Origin of the sequence: Nitrososphaera sp. (assembly GCF_013388945.1) — an archaeon.
Lineage (GTDB): Archaea > Thermoproteota > Nitrososphaeria > Nitrososphaerales > Nitrososphaeraceae > Nitrososphaera.
In genome coordinates this window covers 80,565-97,012 of sequence record NZ_JACAEH010000004.1, presented here as the reverse complement: position 1 = coordinate 97,012, position 16,448 = coordinate 80,565, and the positions used below count along the sequence as shown (strand labels likewise).

Below are 16,448 nucleotides of genomic sequence, written 5' to 3'. Positions count from 1 at the left end.
AAGTGATGTGCACCTATGGACACGGTGTGTCAGTCGAGGTGCATTTCCTCATCCCGCTGAATGGGCGGTCGGCGCAGGTTAGTGTCATCACTGGCATCGCTTGAAATGCAGAGCGATTAAAGGCTTACCTTTCCTCGACCCTCTTGCCACGCTCAGACGGCACGACGCGCAGCCTGCCGCCCTCAAATGCTTTTTCAAGCTGCCTGCCGCCTGAGAGCCTGTCCAGAAACACCGCAAGCGCGGCTATCTCCGAGTGCGGCTGGCTGCCGACTGCGACGTTGTAGTCCGCAAGGTCGTACGCCTCCCTTGGCACCTTTTCGGCGCCTATTATCACGAGCAGGTCTTTTTCTTTTCTTATCTTTGAAATGGCGTCGTTGACGTTTACGCCGTACATGGTCAGGTGCGCTATTTTCCCGCCGTCTTTCTTCCAGGCCCTTGCGACCTTTTTCCAGTCGTCGATTATTTCAAGCTCGAACCTGCCGCCCCACCTTTTTCCGACGGCGTCAACCGTTTCTTTAACAGACTGGTCGATGCCTGTCATGTAGATCTTTTCAGCCCCAAACGCCCGGGAGACCAGCGCCGCGTGCGTGGTCACCCTGTCGTCACGGACCAGTCTGTGCCCTATCCTGAGAACCTGCACTCTCATCCTTTGTCTTCTCCGTTTCAAACAGAAGCGACCTTGCGAGGTCTTTAAGCTGTACCAGGTTAAAGCCTGTCTTTGCAGAGACAGGAATTGCGCGCCTTGACGCAAGAATCCCTAATTGCCCCGCCTTTTCAAAGGCGTCCTCCACGCCCGTCCTGTCCACCTTGTTCAGCACGTACACGATCCTTGATTCCGGGACCTTGAACTCCCTTATCACGTCAAGCGAGCTTGCAAGCTTGTACCTGACTTCGCGCACCTCCTCGCTCGCGTCTATGACAAGCAGAACGAGATCCGCATAGGATAGCTCTTCAAGGGTGGACTTGAACGCGTCTATCATGTACGCCGGGAGCTTGCTTATGAAACCAACGGTGTCTGACAGCAGCACCTTGTCTCCCTGCAGGTCGATCGCTCGAGTCGTCGTAGAAAGCGTGGTGAACACGCTTGCCGCGGTGGTCTTGCCCTCGCCCGCCAGGGCGTTGAAAAGCGTGGTCTTGCCGGCGGAGGTGTACCCTGCAAGCGATATCGACATCAGGCCCTCCTTTGCGCGCTGGCTCCTGTGGAGCTCGCGCCTCGTGACCTCTTTTTCAAGCTTTTTCTTGAGCGCCGACGCCCTCCTCTTTATGTCAAGCAGGTACGCGTCTGCCTCGTACTTGCCAAGGCCGTAGAAACCCGGCTGCTCGCCGGCCCTTGAAAGCCGCACAGCTTCCCGGGCCCGTGTCATGTCGTAGCGCAGCTGCGCCAGCTTTATCTGAGTCTTTGACTCTGTCGTGCTGGCCCTGCGCTCAAATATCTCTAGTATCAGGCGCTCCCTGTCGATGACTTCCACCTTGACTACGCTTGCGAGGTTGTACGTCTGGCTCGGCTTCAGGACCTCGTCGAAAAGTATGTTGTCCGGCTTTATCTCGTCGGCTATGGCTTTTACCTCCTCTGCCTTGCCCCGGCCTACGCCGTAGCGCGACCTCGTCAGGTTTTTCTGCGTCACTATCTTTTCAATCTTGTAGCCTGCGGCGCCGGCAAGGGCTACCGCCTCCTCTATGGCCTGCTCGACGGGGTATGTTATGAGTATGGCGCGCCTTTCCTGCGTCAAATCACTCGCCTTCTGCGCTAACGTATAGCTTTATCCCAAGGTGGCGCTCGAGCTTTTTTGCCATCAGCTCGTCGGGCTTGAGCGCGCCTGTCTCAAACCTCCTGAGCAGGTTGGACTTTTCACTCATCTGCATCCCGAGCTGCTCGTGCGAAAGCCCGCGCTTCATGCGCGCCTCCCTGATTATGCGCGGGAATTCAGGGTCCAGCACAAGGTCGTCTGCAAGCGTTATCTTTTTTGTCGCTGGGGCGACGACCTTCTTTTTCTTTGGCACCGGCGCCGGCTCGTAGGGCTTGCCGTGCCTTGAGCAGGACATGCAGACGTTGAACACTGTGCCGTCCACAATCACGCGCTTTCGCTCCGGTGCAGACTTGCCGCACAGCTCGCAGTATGACACTGCCGGAACACCTGTGAAAGAGCGATTTATCCTTTCCTTACCGTCTGCTGCACCGTCATGTTGAGCACTATCTCGGCTATGTCGCTTGCGTATTCGGCGACGCGCCTGATGTTCTCTGTTATCAGCTTTATCCTGTAAGTCTCGTTCACGTCTTTTGGCTTTGTGACCGAGCGCAGGATGGCCTTTTCCATGTCTTCTATCCTGCGCGCCTTTTCAATCGCCCTGTCAGCGGCCTCGTAGTCGCGCTTGAACATAGACAGGCACGCGTCGTCCAGGACCTCGAGTGCAAAGGTGCACATCGCGTCTATCTTCTCCACCACGTCCTTGTTTATCGGCTGCTTCATGTCGATGATGTCCTTTGCGATTATCGCGGCGTGGTCGGCGACGCGCTCAACCGACTTTGCTATCAGTCTGTAGCCAAGGCAGTTTCTGGCTTCTTCGAGTCCTATCTCCTTGAGCAGGTGCTCGTTCTTTATCGCTATTTTCAGCTGCCTGACTATATAGAAGCTGAACCGGTCCACCTCGTCGTCGGATTTTATCACCTCTTCTGCAAGCTCGCTGTTGTTCTCACGCAGCGCGGCAAGCACGTCGCGGTACATCGACTTTGAGATGAGGAGCATCCTCTTGAAAGCGGCGTCAACGGAGAGGTCGAGCAGGTTGATGAGCACCTGGAGTGTTATGCCTCCTGCAGAATCAGCAATTATCTCGGTTCCCATGAGCACGCGCCGGGCAATGTTCTTGATGACTTCGCGCTGCTCCACCTGCAGCCTGCCGTCCTTTGGCACTATGTTGATGATGTTGTAGCCAAGAAAGTAAAGCGCAATCAGCTTTCTCGCAATAAAGTACGGGTTGTTGTCCTTTGCGACCTCGATAGTGGCCTCCTTCTGCTCCTTTGCGACGCGCCTTGATGCCGGGGCTATCTGCAGGCTCGAGTTGCCCTGCCTCAAAATGACGACGTGGTCGCCCTGCTTGAGGCCGAGTTCCTGGATCCATTTCTTTGGCAGCGACACGATGTACGACGAGCCGCCCGTATACTGCAGCTTCCTCGTTTCCTCGCCGTGCGCGGACTTGCCGTTCCCGTTCTCAATGCTTTCCATCAAAAGCATATTTTTCCTCGATTCTATATATGTGTAGCTTTTACTATATAGATGCAGAAACATCGCATGGTTGTACCGTATTTATTGGGGTACATTTAACATGCTGCGAATTGAACCCGCTGCCGGTCGACCCGCTGGTAAAAGTATCGAGGCACGTCGACGCGATATTTGGCGCAGGCGTGTCAGAAGCCCTGCCTGACACGCTGCAGTTCGAGTTTTCCCGGAGGACCGGCAGGATAAAGAACTTCAGCCTGGACGGCAGGCTCTTGGCGACGCTCCGCACCGACGGCGGACTTGCGCTCACCATAGAGGGCGCGCGGCACTTTGTGCAAAACAGCAAGCAGTTTCGGCAAAACTGCATAGTCCCTGTTGAAGAGGCCGTGCCGTTTGTCAGCGAGGGCCGCTCGCTTTTCTGCAGGCACGTGCAGTGGTCCGGCCAGAACGTGCGCGCAGGCTCTGACGTCGCTGTCCTTGACGACGACGGCGTGATTGCCGTAGGGATAGCGGTTCTGAACTCGTCGCTCATGAACAGGTACAGCCGCGGCGTGGCGGTCAAGGTGCGAGAAGGAATAAAAGGTAGAACGGCCTAGCAAGGGGCATGATGCGCGGCAACCGCGAGATGAGGCGCATGCTGGACAAGATGGGCCTCGACATGAAGGAGATGCCAAACGTGGAAGAGGTCATCATAAAGACGGACACCAAAGAGTTCTACGTGATAAAGCCGCAGGTGATAGAGATGAAAAGCAAGGACAGCACCATCTTCCAGGTGGTGGCTACCGACATCGAGGAAAAGCAGCGCGAGGTGCCCACCTTCAAGGAGGAGGACATCGTGCTTGTGATGCAGCAGGCAAACGTGTCGAGGGAAAAGGCGATAGTCGCGCTCACCGAGTCAAAGGGCGACATGGCGCAGGCAATCCTGAGCCTGACCACCTAGGCTCTCTACTTTTAAATAACCCTCATTGCGCATTTCTGGTGACTTGGGCCACGAAAAGACAGAGACCGTTTCCACCGCACATTCTGAAGTCGAGTCGATAGTGAGCGCGCTCGGCGAGCTTGAAAAGGAGATCGACGGGATGAACGCACGCGTAGACGAGATGAAGAAGCGCCTGATGGCTCGCTCCAACGAGCAGGTGGAAAAGCTGAAGCAGGAGCTCATCTCCATGGCAAACGCCGAGGCCAAGAAGATAGTCGACATCGCAAGGGCCGAAGCCGAAGCCGAGTCCAAGGTCATTGCCGCCGAGGCCGAGAAGAACCTTGTCGCCATAAAAAAGAACATCGACTCGTCGTTTGGCAAGGCAGTCGAGAACATCGTCCAGACCGTACTTGGCGTGGAGCAGGAAGCACCCAAGGCGAAAAAGAGCCGGAAAAAGTCTGAAAACTAAAAACTTAAAAGCGCTTTTCTGTCAACTCTAGCTGTCGATGAAGCGCCCCTGACAAAGGAGCTTTTGCAAACCCGGGTGACCGTAGCCACGGTGCGCGGCCGCTCTTATTACGAGATTGTGCGTGCGCTAAAGTCAATTGGGGTAAAATACGACTCGATGTCGCCGGAGGAAGCCTCGCTTTCCGGCGCCAAGGTGATAATAACGACGCGCGAGGAAGCCGGCGCCTTTGCAGGAAGCAACAAGACAGTCCTGCTTGACACCGAGCTTGAAAAGTATCCTGCAATCGCCAAGGCAAAGATCCTGAAGACCGTGATTGGAACGGCTGCAGACGACCAGCTGATAATAGGCATCGACCCTGGCACCAGGATAGGCATCTCTGTAATCTACCTGCACGAAGAGATAGCAAGCATGCTCGAGTCGTCGCCCCAGCGCGCAGTCGAGCAGGTGGCGGCCCTTGTCGGAGGTATAAGCTCGCACAAGAAAATCGTCAGGATAGGCGACGGCAACATCACGATGGCAAGGCAGATGGCATGGGCACTGAAGAAGAGGTTTGGCGACTATTTGCACGTAGAGATAGTGGACGAACACGGCACCTCGCAGACCGCAGACGTGCACAGGCGGGGGATGCGGGACCGCTCGTCGGCAAGGACCATAGCCTTCAGGGAAGGCAGGGCGTTTCTGCTGTCAAGATGAGAGCGTCTCGCGAGGTATAGAAGATTGTTACATAACAATTCTTAATAGGAAGGCGGACTCTAAGAGTCCAAATGGCGGAAAAGCATGACGCCAATCTCTTGATAGCGGCCCTGCTGGCATCGGTTTTGCTTCTGGCCGTATTTGCGATCCCATCACCTGGACTGCTGGGCGCCGCGCAGGCAGATTCAGACGATGATGACAAGGAGCGCAGCAATGGCAAGAACAATGACAAAGAGCGCGACAACGATGACGACGACGATGACAAGGAGAAGAAAAAAGAGTTTTCAAGGTTATTTGGCAAGAATAAAGACAAGGAAAAGGACAAGGACAAAAAGCCAAAGGTCGACCCCAAGGGCGACAGCCCTTTCCTGGACCTTGACATAAAGGACTATGGGTTCAAGGGCAAGGACGCATACGTCGAAGTGTATGGCACTGCAGGCGGGACGCTTGGCGAGCATGACGAGGCAATAGGATACGTCCTTAACATAATCACAAGAAGCGGCGAGGAGCAGACCTGGGCGGTTGACTCGCATGAAATCCAGCACGGCGACACCGGCACGGGATCGGCATGGCACGGGCACCGGGTGCACCTGACTGACAACCCTGCGACCCCTGAAGTGGACGCCACCTGCCTCAACGAGGTCGACCAGGTCACGCATGCGATGATGAAAGGCAAGCGCGCGATATTCGAGGACATGAAGGTAAAGAGCAAGAAGGGCGTGGAGGGGATAGACGCAAAGAAGATCACTTCCGCCGCGACTGTCCGGCTCCAGCTGCAGGTGGACGACCCGGACAACCCGCCACCAGGCACGACGTGCATCGCGCTGGTGGTGCAGGTATACGACACGGCAGACCTGACAAAGAGAGAGCGCAACGACTAGGCGCCTCCCTCTTTTTTTATCGCATTTTTCTTGCAGACAAAATGACAAGGCTTTTATCTTCAATGCAGTCGAAAAATTTTGCGCGAAGTTAGCCCAGCCCGGTTAAGGTACGAGCTTCCCAAGCTCGGGATCGCGGGTTCAAATCCCGCACTTCGCACCATATATCTAAACTTGGAATGCAGTGCACACTAGTGTAATGCGACCATCTTATATCACAACATACCTTTTCTGTTAATGAAATACAGGATATTTCAATGGAATAATGTTATATGAATCCCGGTCCATCTCCTTCCATGCGATCCATGGCCAACCCCTGCGTGCTGGCCATCATACTTGCATCCATCCTGATCTCATCTGTCATTCTAGCCAGTTTTCAAACCGTCGCCCACGCCCAAACGCCTGTAAAAATCACCGTCAGCAAAGGCGTTACTTCCAACGGCTTGTACACTCTGAAAGCCAAGTTCTCAAACCCGAGGGACAGCGGCTACTCTCTCCAGTCCATAGAAATATCGCTTTCAAAACAGGACATTACCAAGTACAAAGCTCCGTCAGGCTGGATGGCCAAAACCCGTGATGGCACAGTCTCATTTTCAACAAAGGCAATGCGCCCCGGCACCTCGGCCACGTTTGAGATAAGCTCGCCTGCGCCTATCTTTTTCTTCAGGTGGGTTGTCAAAAGCACGGACGGCGCCTACACCGACTGGGGCGTCAAGGACACCAACATCAACTGGTCGTCTGCCACAATCAAGAGGAATTACAAGTGGACGTTTGAAGGCGAGGAGTGGACGTGGGATCCTGCATTTTCAAAGGCCCTGTACGACTATTACAGGTACAAAGACCGGCCACCTACCGACTACTCCGTCTACGTCACGGACACCTACGACGACAAGATGATCTCAAGCCTCGTTGACAGCATAAGAGAGGTTGCCAAGGAAAGAGGCTGGACCGAGTGGCAGACAATTAATTTCGTGATAAGCTTCGTCCAGAGCCTACCCTACACGTCTGACAGCGTGACAACTGCTTTTGATGAATACCCGCGCTATCCAATAGAGACCCTGGTGGACAACGGGGGCGACTGCGAAGACACCTCAATCCTTGCCGCCGACCTCATCCAAAAACTGGGGTATGGCGCCATACTGATAAATCCACCGGAGCACATGGCTGTCGGCGTGTACTGCACAAGCTGCGACGGCAGCTACTACGAGTTTGAAGGGAGGGACTACTTTTACGTGGAAACGACCGGCGAAAACTGGCAGATTGGAGAACTGCCAGAAGAGTACAGGGGCACAACAGCCGACCTTTACCCACTGACCGCCAAGCCGACCATAACTTTCAGATGGGAATCCGAGCTTGTAAATTATAGTAATTCGTACGCAACGTACAAGATCCTGATCACGATAAACAACGAAGGCTCGGCTGCGGCCAAGAACTTGAAGACATGGACCGCGTTTGACGCGCAGCAGGCAGGCAAGGTCTGGAAGCAGATAACTACCGACCCGATTGACCTAGAGGCAGGCGGGACATACTACTGGGAGATCACGCTGTCGCCGCCGCGGGGCAAGGATACAAGACTGCACATCCAAGTCTATGGCGACAACTTTTCAACCATAGAGAGCACCTCAAAGTGGTTCAAGACGTAGTGCCTTTATTATGACATAATCGATTATGCATTTTTCAGAGGCGTCCTTCATTTTCAAAAGCGACCTGTAAAGCACGCCCTCGATAAAAGAGGAGTACTCCTTCAAGATGTTCTCCCTGAGCGCCTGCCTGTTTTTGACGTAATAGTCTGTCAGAGGCTCGTACACCTGGTGCCCAATGTGCCTGATGTCGTCTATAGCAAATCCGCCACCAGCAACCGCCGACTTGACGTACTCCAGCCCGTAGTGTTCCGACGACCAGGTGAACGAAAGTATGCCAAGCCCGGTTACTGCCTTCATGTGCCCGTCGCCTTTTTTCATCACAGGAAGTGCCATCACCAAAATGCCGTCGTCTTTCAGGATCCTTCTCGACTCCGCTATGAACCGCTCAAGGGGCCTGAAATGCTGGGCGGACTCGAGCGCCACTATCCTGTCGGCAGACCTGTCAGAAAAGGGGAGGGCGGTGGAAGTCGCGTTCACAAAGGATATGCCGTCAGGCTTTGCAGAAAGCAATAGCTGCTCTTTGTTGATGTTCACGCAGACGATCTCTGAGCCGTGCGCTGCTCTCCACTCTGCCGCCGGAGCACCAAGCCCGCTTCCGACATCGACGAGCATCTTTGCAGATGCAAGCCCGGCTATGTCGCCTACAAGCGAGCAGAGCCTGCGCTGCGCATCGATAGGATCACGCGCGCCCTCCCAGTAGCCAAAGTTCAGCATATCGCCGCCTGTCGCCAGCTGCATCACCGGCGAGAGCGAGTTGTACAGGTTTACGACGTCCCGCTCGCTGCGCCGGAAGGTCCACATGATTGCCTGGAGCGGGCTTATGGAAACCAAGAGCCGATTACTTTCGGCGCAAATGCAGTTATAAACTGCGGCTAGTCGCTTGGCATAAGCACGCCTGACACGCTCTCGTCAACCCTCAACGACAGCTTTATCGTCGAGACCGCGCCCTTGCCGCGCCTGCCCTTTGAATCCACGACCAGAATCTTTATGCCGTCCTTTGACTTTTTTGCGTTGACCACTGCAAGCTCGAGCGATATCTCGCCGTCGACTGCGTAGCCCGTGCCCCTGGTCCCTTCCTTCACCGCGTCGATGACGCCTTTTATGTACTCTGACAGCTCCTTGCCCTCGACTGCTTGCATGAGGCTTGCTATAGTATGCAAATTGTTGCTTTTAAGGCTGCCCGGCAAGGTCGACAAATACGTTGCCCGGCCTTCCGCCTGCGCGAAGCCCTATACGCAACCTGCCGTCGCCGTACTCGACGTCGCCTATGCTGTCCTTGAAGCCCCTTGACGCAAAGTGCAGCCTGCTTGACTTCAGGTGTATTGAAAACGCGCCGCTGCTCTCGCTTGCCGACACGAACGTCAGCATCTTCTCATTTACAAGCTCGAACAGCTCGCGGCACACGGGCTTGAGTATTTCCCAGGCCTGCGCCTCTGAAAGCTCTGTCATTCTGCCACCACGCTGTAGAACGCCGGCATCGGGGGCCGTGCCATGAACCTGACGGCCTGCGCGTGGACGGCGGCGTGCTCCTGCGTCTGGTGCATCCTTGCAAACGAGTCGCGGTCGGCAAACACGACCATTATCCTGTGCTTCCCGTCCTGCGACTCTAAAAGCCTCCTTGCGACAAAGCCGTCAAATTTTGATATCACCTTGTTTGACTCGACAAACCACTTCTTGAATTCCTGCATCGACTCTTTTTTCAGCTCGATGTCAGATATCACGACAAACTTGCCCTTCTCGCTGACAACTGGAAGTTCCATGCGGTCAATCTGTGGCAGTCCGTTATTTAAAACAAAACTTGATTCTCATTTCATCCAGTCGCGCCCTTCAAGCCACGCGATGAGCCTCAATAGCTCCTCTATCCTTGCGCTCCCGCCGGCATCGTTTTTGCACATTTCATAGTGCTCCAGTATCTGCCGGTCCTCTTTGTCTGAAAGGCTTTTCATTTCTTCAATCATGTCAAAGAACCTGTCCTCCTTTCCTGTGTGGTCGGTGACGTAGATGGCGTAGGTCTTCAAGAACCGTGCCACAGGCTCGCGGCCGTCGACGCCGCTCTTCCATTCTTTCAGGTGCCGGCGCATCATCTGCGCGACCCTGCGCCCGAACTCGTGCTCTATCTTGAACTTGCGCACGTCCTCCGCGTACGCATCATTCTTGATTTCCGTGGACGGAAAGTACGCCTTTTCCTCCTTGCCGTGGTGGAACGCGTCGACGAACTCTTCGATGACTACTGATATGACATCAATATCTTCAAGCGGGATGTTTGCGCCCTCGTACAACCTGTCGGAGCATCGCTGCGCAATGTCGCGGATCCTGCGCACTGTAACGTGGTCCTGCTTGAGGTCCTGCGTGCTCACGTGCATTGATGCCGGCCGGCCATATAATAGCCGAGCGACGTTAAACGCTCAAATACCTTGAAAAGCAATTATGCGCAGATGTCAGCGACAGAACTTGACAGTCAGGAGATAGTTTACCTTGACTGGAACAACGCCCTCGACGTTTTGGACAAGGCCTACAGCTCAGGCCTGTTCGTGCTAATCATCGGCCCAAAGGGCACGGGCAAGACCACGCTTGTGCGCAAGTTTGCGGCCAAGATGAAAAAGCCGCTGCACTCTGTGAACTTTTCGCTGCGCACCAGAGAGTCGCACCTGGTGGGGACCCGCACCGTGGAACACGGCCAGATCAACTTTGCAGAAGGTGTGCTGGTAAAGTCGATGAAGGAAGGAAGCATGCTCTACCTTGACGAGCTGAACGCGGCCGAGGCCGACGTGCTCCTCAGGCTTGATGAAGCGCTGGACGACAGGCGCCAGCTGGTCCTCAAGGAGGCCGAGGGCCAGGTAGTGAGGGCCGCGCCGGGCTGGTTCGTGATAGCGACCATAAACCCGCTTTCGCACGTCGGGACAAAGGAGCTCCCGCCGCAGCTCTTGAGCAGGTTCCCGGTGCGCATGAAGCTTGACTACCCGCCGGAGGAGCTGGAGCTTGAAATAGTAAAGCGCCACGTCAACCTGGACGAGCAAAAGACCCGCGACGTCAAGCACGCAATACAGCTTGCAAGGAACCTGCGAGACGCGGCGGCGGTAGAGGAGCTGTACTACAGCCCGTCTTTGCGCGAGACTATAGCTTTTGCCAAGATGCTCGGAGCCGGCCTTACCGGGAGGCAGGCCGCGGAGGTGGTCTACGCCAACGTGTACGACCAGTGGGGCCAGGTCGAGTTCCAGAAGGTCATGGACATGATAACTTCTATTTTTGGCGACAGGTAATGTCAGCAGCTGCCACGATGAGAAACGACGTCCTCCTCGACATCGCCACGTTCCTTTCACGCAGGTGGTCCGGAAACAACAGCGTCACCGTGGTGCTGGTGCCGGACAGGCAGGCGGCTGCAAAGCCTGACAAGAACCAGATCTCGCTTCCGGCGCTGCAGTACTACGTGGGCTCTGACTTTCAGAGATACCGACAGTGGCGCGTCGCGCTCTGGTACGAGTCGATGCGCATGAAGCACTCGTCAAAGGTACTTTCAAACGAGCACGCGTTCGGTTTTCTGCTGAACACGCTTGAGACAAAGCGCGTGGAGATACTCGGCCTGCGGGACTGGGAGGGCATGGCAGACGAGCTGATATTCAACGAAGGCATATCGTGGATGTCCCGGCAGCTCTTGAACACGATATACGGCCGGTACAAGATAGCCGAGGCGTTTTCCCAGTTCTTCCTCACAGGCTACGTCAAGGGCGAGCTGTTCGGGGGCGAGCAGGAAAAGGTGCAAAAGGCAACCGAATTTGCCAACGAGGTAGTAAAAGAAGCGATTGAAAACAGCCACGGCACGGAGTGGGTGGAGCAGCACATACCAAAGCTGATAAAGATGCTGGAGCTCGACCCGCTTGTTTCAATACCGGTGCTAGCTCCGCGCACAAGGATGGGAGCGTCGCTGACGCAGAGCGACGTCTTGAAGCAGATAGAAAAGATTGTTCGCACAAAGAAGAAGGAGAAAGACGCGGAGGAAAAGGCAAAAGAGATCTACGAAGGAAGCGACGTCCTGCAAGAGTTCGAGACGCTTGTCAAGGAGAGCAAAAAGACAGAGAACAAGGGCTACGACAGCCTCGAGAATTTCGGGCTCTCGGTTCCAAGCAGGATGGACGTGGACGAGAGCAGGATATACGACCTTGACCTGATACAGAAAGTCAAGGCTGCATTTAGGGACTGGAAGACCGGCTGGATAGAGAGGCACGACGAGACCGGCGAGGAGCTTGACATCGAGACCTTCACCGAGGCCCTGCCAAAGCCCTTCCTGGCTGACATGAAGCTGTCGATAAAGACAAAGATAGTGCTTTTGCTGGATCATTCAAGCAGCATAGCCGACGTCGAGCTTGAATACAAGCAGGCGACAGTAGCGCTGTGCGAGGCCCTGGCGTACCTCGGGGTGAAATTTGCAGTCTATGCGTTTTCGACTGAAAACCGCCAGGTAAAGTGCTGGGTTGTAAAACCGCCAAATGTAAAGTGGTCGACAGCCTCTGCCAGGCGCCTTGCGCAGATAAAGGCAGTCGGCGGCACGCCCCTTGCAGAAGTCTATGGATTGTTGCAGCCGGCGATAAAGTCGTTCCGGCCCGACATCTTCGTGACGCTGACTGACGGCGAGCCGTCGGACTTTGACGCTGTGAGGGCGATGGTGCTCTCGTACAGAAAGACAGGAATAAGGATGGTCGCAATAGGTGTAGGCAGGCACCTGAACGACGCCGTCGGCATCGGCCACAACCTGAAGTACCTGAACTATGAAAAGATACTGGCAGTCAGCAGGCTGCAGGACATGCCGAAAAAAGTGATAAAGCTTTTGCGCTACTAGATTGACAGTTTCGGGTTTTCCTTCTTGACCTTTTCCCAGTCCGCCAAGAAAGCGGCAAGTCCCTTGTCGGTGAGCGGGTGCGACGTCATCTTGCCTAGGATATCGGGAGGCAGCGTCACTACGTGCGCGCCTATCTTGCCGGCTTCTACCACGTGCATCGGGTGCCTCACGCTTGCGACGAGCACTTCTGTCTTGAAGTTATAGTTTTTGAATATCTTGACTATCTCCTCGATTAGTGTCATACCATTTTGGCCCGCATCGTCCAGCCTGCCTATGAACGGGCTGACGTACGCCGCGCCGGCCTTTGCGGCCAGGACCGCCTGGTTTGCAGAGAACACGAGCGTCACGTTTGTTTGTATGCCTTCTTCCTTTAGCTTTTTCACGGCCTTCAGGCCCTCCGGTATCATGGGGATCTTGACCACCACGTTCTTGCCGTACTTTTTCAGCCTGTGGGCCTCTTCCATCATGCCGTTATAGTCAGTTGAGACCACTTCCAGGCTGACTGGGCCGGTGATTATCTTTACAATCTCGCGCATTATCTCTGCAGGGTTGCCCTTCTCCTTTGAGAGGAGCGTCGGGTTTGTTGTCACGCCGTCGACGAGCCCCATGTCGTTGTACTTTCTTATCGAGTCGAGGTTTGCCGTGTCTAGGAATATCTTCATCTGGCCCTACTCCTTGCTTCCACCACTGCCTTTGCTATTTCTGTTGCGGTCAGCCCGTACTGCTCCAGGAGAGTGTCAACCTCCTCGTCCCTTGCAGACTCGCCAAAAGTGTCTTTCACGCCGACGCGCTTTATCGGGACCGGATAGGTCTCGCCTGCGGCCTCTGACACCGCAGAGCCAAGCCCGCCTATGATGTTGTGCTCCTCGGCAGTCGCAATCGCGCCGGTTTCTCTGGCACACTTGGCTACAAGCCCGGTGTCAATGGGCTTTATCGTGAACATGTCCACCACCCGGACAGCCAGCCCCTGCTCGCGCTTTAGCGCGGCCGCGGCCTCAAGTGCCTTTCCGACCATCAGACCGCACGCTATTATCGTGGCGTCAGAGCCGTCGACAAGCACGTTGCCCCTGCCGACTGTAAACTGCTCAGCCGGCGTCGACTCGGAATACACGAGCTCCGTCGTCGGCCTTGCAAGGCGCATGTAAAACGGTCCCGGCGTGTTCGCTATCGTCTTTATCAGGTGCCTGACTGCCACTGCGTCTGACGGGACAATCACGCGCATGTTGGGCATCGCCCGCGTGGTGCTCAGGTCTTCAATCTGCTGGTGCGACGCACCGTCAGGCCCCACCGTGAGGCCGCCGTGCGATACAACAAGCTTGACGTTCAGAGCAGGATAGCATATCGTGTTGCGGATCTGGTCAACGGCCCTGCCCGGGATGAATGCCGCGTAGGTGCTTGCAAACGAGACCTTGCCTGCAATCGCAAGGCCGGCGGCAATCGACACGAGGTTTGCCTCTGCAATGCCGACGTTGAACATGCGCTCGGGGAACTTGTCGCCGAATTTCTTGGTCTTGAGCGAGTCAGTCGTGTCGCCCCCGACGCACACCACGCGCGGGTCTGACTTGCCCAGCTCCACGAGGGCGTCGCCGTAGGCGCCCCTCATGTCGGCAGTCTTTTTCTCGCTACTTAATAGCATTGAGCTCTTCCTCTATGGCAAGTTCAGATGCGTAAGGGATCAATATATTCTTCCGCGCCTTCATCCAGTCGGCCCTTATGCCAAGTTTTGTCGAGTGCTCAAGGAGCCTCTTCTCAAGCGTTACAGCGGCCTTGTGGCGCAGGTGTATGACTGCAGAGTGTATGTCCGAGTTGCCATACACGGCGCTTCCTGCGACAAATATGCGGGCGCCGGCGTCGTAGACTGGCTGCAGGGTCGTGGCGTCGATGCCGCCGTCGGCCTCTATGTAGCCTTTGAAGCCGTGCTCTCTTAATTCTTTGTTGACTGCGACCATCTTGGGCAGGGTCTCGGGTATGAACTTCTGCCCTGCAAAGCCGGGGTTCACCGACATCACTATTACGATGTCAAGGTCGGGAAGATACGGGTAGAGCCACTTTGGCACGTCTGTTTTAGGGTTTATCGCAATGCCCGGGCTGATTCCTGCCGCAAGGCATCTTTCCTGAATTACCGCAAACTCTTTTTCCGTGCAGGCTTCTGCGTGCACCGTTATGATGTCGCACCTTGCGTCGATGTACTCGTCGATATGGTCGATTGGTTTTTCTATCATCAGGTGGGCGTCAAAGGGAAGCGTCGTCACCGGCCTGAGCTTCTTTATCGTGTCTGCCAAAAACGTGCTGTTTGGAACGAACCTGCCGTCCATCACGTCGAGGTGTATCAGCTCCACGCCCTCGCGCTCGGCCTTTTTGATCTTGTCCTCGTAGTTCTCCTTCTCGCCAGCTATGATGGAAGGCGCTATGAGAAACTCGCTTTCAAGCTCTTCAAGCAGGACCGGCGTGTGCTTTTTCGAAGGCGCCTTGCCGTGCCACTGGGGGCTGTTTGCCATGTGCCTGACGCCGTTCCCCTTGACCGTGTTTGCGATTATCATGACAGGCTTGTCTTTTATCAGCGCAGCCCTGCTGAACGCGTCCATCAGCTGCTCAACCCTGTGACCGTCGACTTCAAAGACCTGCCAGTTGAAAGCCTCCCACTTGTTCTTGGTGGGGTCAAGCGGCATGATGTCCTCGGTAAAGCCGTCCTGCTGAATGCGGTTTCTGTCAAGCACCGCTACAAGGTTGTCTAGCTTGAACTTTGCAGCCGCCATGGACGCTTCCCATATCTGGCCCTCGTTTGACTCGCCGTCCCCTATCATGACGTAGACGCGGTTTTTCTTGCCGTCAAGCCGGCTTGCAAGCGCGATGCCGACGCCGACTGAAAGCCCGATGCCCTCCGAGCCGCCGGAATACTCGATGCCCGGCACGCTGTGGTGCTTCTGGTGATCGGAATACCTCACAGGGTGGCCCTGCAGGCGCGAGCCCAGCTTGCGCAGGGTCTTTATCTCTTCGGGCGGGAAGTAGCCTGCTACAGCAAGTGTCGAGTAATATCCGGGCGCCGAGTGCGCCTTTGAGTTGATGAAGTAGTCCCGCTCGTCCCATGAAGGGTTTTTCGGGTCGTGCCTCATCCTGCGGAAGTAAAGCGTGCCCATTATTTCGGCTGCAGAAAACGAGGCGCCGGGGTGGCCCGAGCCGGCCTCGGCTATGCCCTGAATAGCCCACATGCGGACTTCGCGGATCTTCCTTTTCAGCTCGAGGTAGCGCAGGTCAAGGCCCATATCTTTCACCGGAGAATAATTCCACTGCAGCTCAAACTGACTTTGAGGAAAATAAAAAGATAGCTCCACCACCTGCAAGACTTAATAGCCAAACAGGCGAAATCATGCTGTGTCACTTTCGTCGCTCTTTGCAAGGCCGCTTCTCATATACGACGACTCGTGCGGCCCCTGCACGGGGTTTGCAAGGGCGGCAAGCAATCTTTCCAGAGGCTGGATAAGGACTGCCGGCCACGGCTCGCAGGAGGCGATAAAGGCCAAGGCCGCTGTTTTCCCGCAGGGCTACGACGCGACTAGAATGTTCTGGCTCATAAACAGGCGCGGCGCGTTTGGCGCAAGGTCAGGGCTCGTGCCCCTTGTGCGCGAAATAATCGCAGGCTGGTTCAAGGGCGGGAAAAACGACGACGCGTTTTTGTCGTCGATAAACCCGGCGTGCAGCAGCCCTGACAGCACGCTTGAGCGACTGGCAAAGATGCTGTCGCACGGCGAAAGCTTTTACTTTCGATCATCTTAAAATAACGAGGCACGTCCAACTCT

Annotated in this window: 21 protein-coding genes and 1 tRNA gene; 10 read left to right on the top strand and 12 right to left on the bottom strand. The window is 55.4% G+C overall.

From position 1 onward, the window contains the following. Nucleotides 1–124: 124 nt before the first annotated feature. Genes HXY31_RS02135 through HXY31_RS02120 form a run of 4 tightly spaced genes read right to left on the bottom strand, consistent with a single transcriptional unit; the run spans nt 125 to nt 3,221 of the window. Nucleotides 125–646: a tRNA (cytidine(56)-2'-O)-methyltransferase gene (locus HXY31_RS02135; RefSeq protein ID WP_292639102.1), complete on the bottom strand. Its 522-nt coding sequence runs from the start codon at nt 644–646 to the stop codon at nt 125–127. Beyond that, nucleotides 603–1,730, bottom strand: coding sequence for a GTPase HflX (gene hflX, locus HXY31_RS02130; RefSeq protein WP_292639099.1), 1,128 nt, complete (start codon nt 1,728–1,730; stop codon nt 603–605). Before hflX ends, HXY31_RS02135 begins: the two co-directional genes overlap by 44 nt. A gap of 1 nt (nt 1,731) precedes the next feature. Continuing rightward, complete coding sequence (locus tag HXY31_RS02125) at nt 1,732–2,124, bottom strand: multiprotein-bridging factor 1 family protein (RefSeq protein ID WP_292639097.1); 393 nt, start codon at nt 2,122–2,124, stop codon at nt 1,732–1,734. A 26-nt stretch (nt 2,125–2,150) separates the two neighbouring features. Continuing rightward, nucleotides 2,151–3,221, bottom strand: coding sequence for a phosphate uptake regulator PhoU (locus tag HXY31_RS02120; RefSeq protein WP_292639095.1), 1,071 nt, complete (start codon nt 3,219–3,221; stop codon nt 2,151–2,153). 110 nt (nt 3,222–3,331) lie between these two features. On the opposite strand from HXY31_RS02120, the gene HXY31_RS02115 reads away from it, so the two are divergent. The 7 genes from HXY31_RS02115 to HXY31_RS02085 all read left to right on the top strand — a co-directional run bounded on the left by HXY31_RS02115 (nt 3,332) and on the right by HXY31_RS02085 (nt 7,817). Next, nucleotides 3,332–3,811 carry a PUA domain-containing protein gene (locus HXY31_RS02115; protein WP_292639094.1) on the top strand — a complete coding sequence of 160 codons (480 nt, stop codon included), beginning with the start codon at nt 3,332–3,334 and terminating at the stop codon, nt 3,809–3,811. Nucleotides 3,812–3,819: 8 nt separating this feature from the next. After that, nucleotides 3,820–4,155, top strand: a complete 336-nt coding sequence (locus tag HXY31_RS02110) for a nascent polypeptide-associated complex protein (protein WP_292639092.1) — start codon at nt 3,820–3,822, stop codon at nt 4,153–4,155. Between the two features lie 43 nt (nt 4,156–4,198). Continuing rightward, nucleotides 4,199–4,603 carry a hypothetical protein gene (locus HXY31_RS02105; RefSeq protein WP_292639090.1) on the top strand — a complete coding sequence of 135 codons (405 nt, stop codon included), beginning with the start codon at nt 4,199–4,201 and terminating at the stop codon, nt 4,601–4,603. A gap of 75 nt (nt 4,604–4,678) precedes the next feature. Next, nucleotides 4,679–5,296, top strand: coding sequence for a hypothetical protein (locus HXY31_RS02100; protein ID WP_292639087.1), 618 nt, complete (start codon nt 4,679–4,681; stop codon nt 5,294–5,296). A 71-nt stretch (nt 5,297–5,367) separates the two neighbouring features. After that, on the top strand, nt 5,368–6,177 hold the full coding sequence (locus HXY31_RS02095) for a hypothetical protein (protein WP_292639085.1): 810 nt from the start codon (nt 5,368–5,370) through the stop codon (nt 6,175–6,177). Nucleotides 6,178–6,259: 82 nt separating this feature from the next. Beyond that, a tRNA-Gly gene (locus tag HXY31_RS02090) sits at nt 6,260–6,337 on the top strand. Between the two features lie 133 nt (nt 6,338–6,470). Then, nucleotides 6,471–7,817: a hypothetical protein gene (locus HXY31_RS02085; protein WP_292639082.1), complete on the top strand. Its 1,347-nt coding sequence runs from the start codon at nt 6,471–6,473 to the stop codon at nt 7,815–7,817. Here the strand turns inward: HXY31_RS02085 and HXY31_RS02080 are convergent. Genes HXY31_RS02080 through HXY31_RS02060 form a run of 5 tightly spaced genes read right to left on the bottom strand, consistent with a single transcriptional unit; the run spans nt 7,797 to nt 10,174 of the window. Then, the gene (locus HXY31_RS02080) at nt 7,797–8,648 is read right to left on the bottom strand and encodes a class I SAM-dependent methyltransferase (RefSeq protein WP_292639079.1); all 852 of its coding nucleotides are present in this window, start codon (nt 8,646–8,648) and stop codon (nt 7,797–7,799) included. The genes HXY31_RS02085 and HXY31_RS02080 overlap by 21 nt on opposite strands. Nucleotides 8,649–8,689: 41 nt before the next feature. Continuing rightward, nucleotides 8,690–8,956 carry a hypothetical protein gene (locus tag HXY31_RS02075; protein WP_292639076.1) on the bottom strand — a complete coding sequence of 89 codons (267 nt, stop codon included), beginning with the start codon at nt 8,954–8,956 and terminating at the stop codon, nt 8,690–8,692. A gap of 31 nt (nt 8,957–8,987) precedes the next feature. After that, nucleotides 8,988–9,266 carry a hypothetical protein gene (locus tag HXY31_RS02070; RefSeq protein WP_292639073.1) on the bottom strand — a complete coding sequence of 93 codons (279 nt, stop codon included), beginning with the start codon at nt 9,264–9,266 and terminating at the stop codon, nt 8,988–8,990. Further along, nucleotides 9,263–9,577, bottom strand: a complete 315-nt coding sequence (locus HXY31_RS02065) for an antibiotic biosynthesis monooxygenase (protein ID WP_292639071.1) — start codon at nt 9,575–9,577, stop codon at nt 9,263–9,265. The genes HXY31_RS02070 and HXY31_RS02065 overlap by 4 nt, the downstream gene beginning before the upstream one ends. Nucleotides 9,578–9,622: 45 nt before the next feature. Then, complete coding sequence (locus tag HXY31_RS02060; RefSeq protein ID WP_292639068.1) at nt 9,623–10,174, bottom strand: hemerythrin domain-containing protein; 552 nt, start codon at nt 10,172–10,174, stop codon at nt 9,623–9,625. A 78-nt stretch (nt 10,175–10,252) separates the two neighbouring features. Here HXY31_RS02060 and HXY31_RS02055 point away from each other — a divergent pair, with 78 nt between their 5' ends. Both HXY31_RS02055 and HXY31_RS02050 read left to right on the top strand, forming a co-directional pair. Then, complete coding sequence (locus HXY31_RS02055) at nt 10,253–11,077, top strand: AAA family ATPase (protein WP_292639066.1); 825 nt, start codon at nt 10,253–10,255, stop codon at nt 11,075–11,077. 17 nt (nt 11,078–11,094) lie between these two features. Continuing rightward, nucleotides 11,095–12,651, top strand: a complete 1,557-nt coding sequence (locus HXY31_RS02050; RefSeq protein ID WP_292639063.1) for a vWA domain-containing protein — start codon at nt 11,095–11,097, stop codon at nt 12,649–12,651. Here HXY31_RS02050 and fsa read toward each other — a convergent pair. Genes fsa through HXY31_RS02035 form a run of 3 tightly spaced genes read right to left on the bottom strand, consistent with a single transcriptional unit; the run spans nt 12,648 to nt 15,914 of the window. After that, nucleotides 12,648–13,313, bottom strand: coding sequence for a fructose-6-phosphate aldolase (gene fsa, locus HXY31_RS02045; RefSeq protein WP_292639061.1), 666 nt, complete (start codon nt 13,311–13,313; stop codon nt 12,648–12,650). The genes HXY31_RS02050 and fsa overlap by 4 nt on opposite strands. After that, a complete protein-coding gene (locus HXY31_RS02040; protein ID WP_292639059.1) occupies nt 13,310–14,287 on the bottom strand; it encodes a transketolase C-terminal domain-containing protein in 978 nt (325 codons plus the stop codon). Before HXY31_RS02040 ends, fsa begins: the two co-directional genes overlap by 4 nt. Further along, the gene (locus tag HXY31_RS02035; protein ID WP_292639946.1) at nt 14,274–15,914 is read right to left on the bottom strand and encodes a ribulose-phosphate 3-epimerase; all 1,641 of its coding nucleotides are present in this window, start codon (nt 15,912–15,914) and stop codon (nt 14,274–14,276) included. The genes HXY31_RS02040 and HXY31_RS02035 overlap by 14 nt, the downstream gene beginning before the upstream one ends. 109 nt (nt 15,915–16,023) lie before the next feature. Between HXY31_RS02035 and HXY31_RS02030 the strand changes: the two genes are divergently transcribed. Beyond that, nucleotides 16,024–16,425 (top strand): hypothetical protein, encoded by a 402-nt coding sequence (locus tag HXY31_RS02030; protein WP_292639056.1) that lies wholly within the window; start codon nt 16,024–16,026, stop codon nt 16,423–16,425. Nucleotides 16,426–16,448: the final 23 nt, after the last annotated feature.

Coding starts and splice junctions, on each gene's coding strand:
- HXY31_RS02135 (WP_292639102.1), bottom strand. CDS start 646: ATGAGAGTGCAGGTTCTCAGGATAGGGCACAGACTGGTCCGTGACGAC.
- HXY31_RS02120 (WP_292639095.1), bottom strand. CDS start 3,221: ATGGAAAGCATTGAGAACGGGAACGGCAAGTCCGCGCACGGCGAGGAA.
- HXY31_RS02110 (WP_292639092.1), top strand. CDS start 3,820: ATGATGCGCGGCAACCGCGAGATGAGGCGCATGCTGGACAAGATGGGC.
- HXY31_RS02095 (WP_292639085.1), top strand. CDS start 5,368: ATGGCGGAAAAGCATGACGCCAATCTCTTGATAGCGGCCCTGCTGGCA.
- HXY31_RS02085 (WP_292639082.1), top strand. CDS start 6,471: ATGCGATCCATGGCCAACCCCTGCGTGCTGGCCATCATACTTGCATCC.
- HXY31_RS02075 (WP_292639076.1), bottom strand. CDS start 8,956: ATGCAAGCAGTCGAGGGCAAGGAGCTGTCAGAGTACATAAAAGGCGTC.
- HXY31_RS02070 (WP_292639073.1), bottom strand. CDS start 9,266: ATGACAGAGCTTTCAGAGGCGCAGGCCTGGGAAATACTCAAGCCCGTG.
- HXY31_RS02065 (WP_292639071.1), bottom strand. CDS start 9,577: ATGGAACTTCCAGTTGTCAGCGAGAAGGGCAAGTTTGTCGTGATATCT.
- HXY31_RS02055 (WP_292639066.1), top strand. CDS start 10,253: ATGTCAGCGACAGAACTTGACAGTCAGGAGATAGTTTACCTTGACTGG.
- HXY31_RS02050 (WP_292639063.1), top strand. CDS start 11,095: ATGAGAAACGACGTCCTCCTCGACATCGCCACGTTCCTTTCACGCAGG.
- fsa (WP_292639061.1), bottom strand. CDS start 13,313: ATGAAGATATTCCTAGACACGGCAAACCTCGACTCGATAAGAAAGTAC.
- HXY31_RS02040 (WP_292639059.1), bottom strand. CDS start 14,287: ATGCTATTAAGTAGCGAGAAAAAGACTGCCGACATGAGGGGCGCCTAC.
- HXY31_RS02035 (WP_292639946.1), bottom strand. CDS start 15,914: ATGGGCCTTGACCTGCGCTACCTCGAGCTGAAAAGGAAGATCCGCGAA.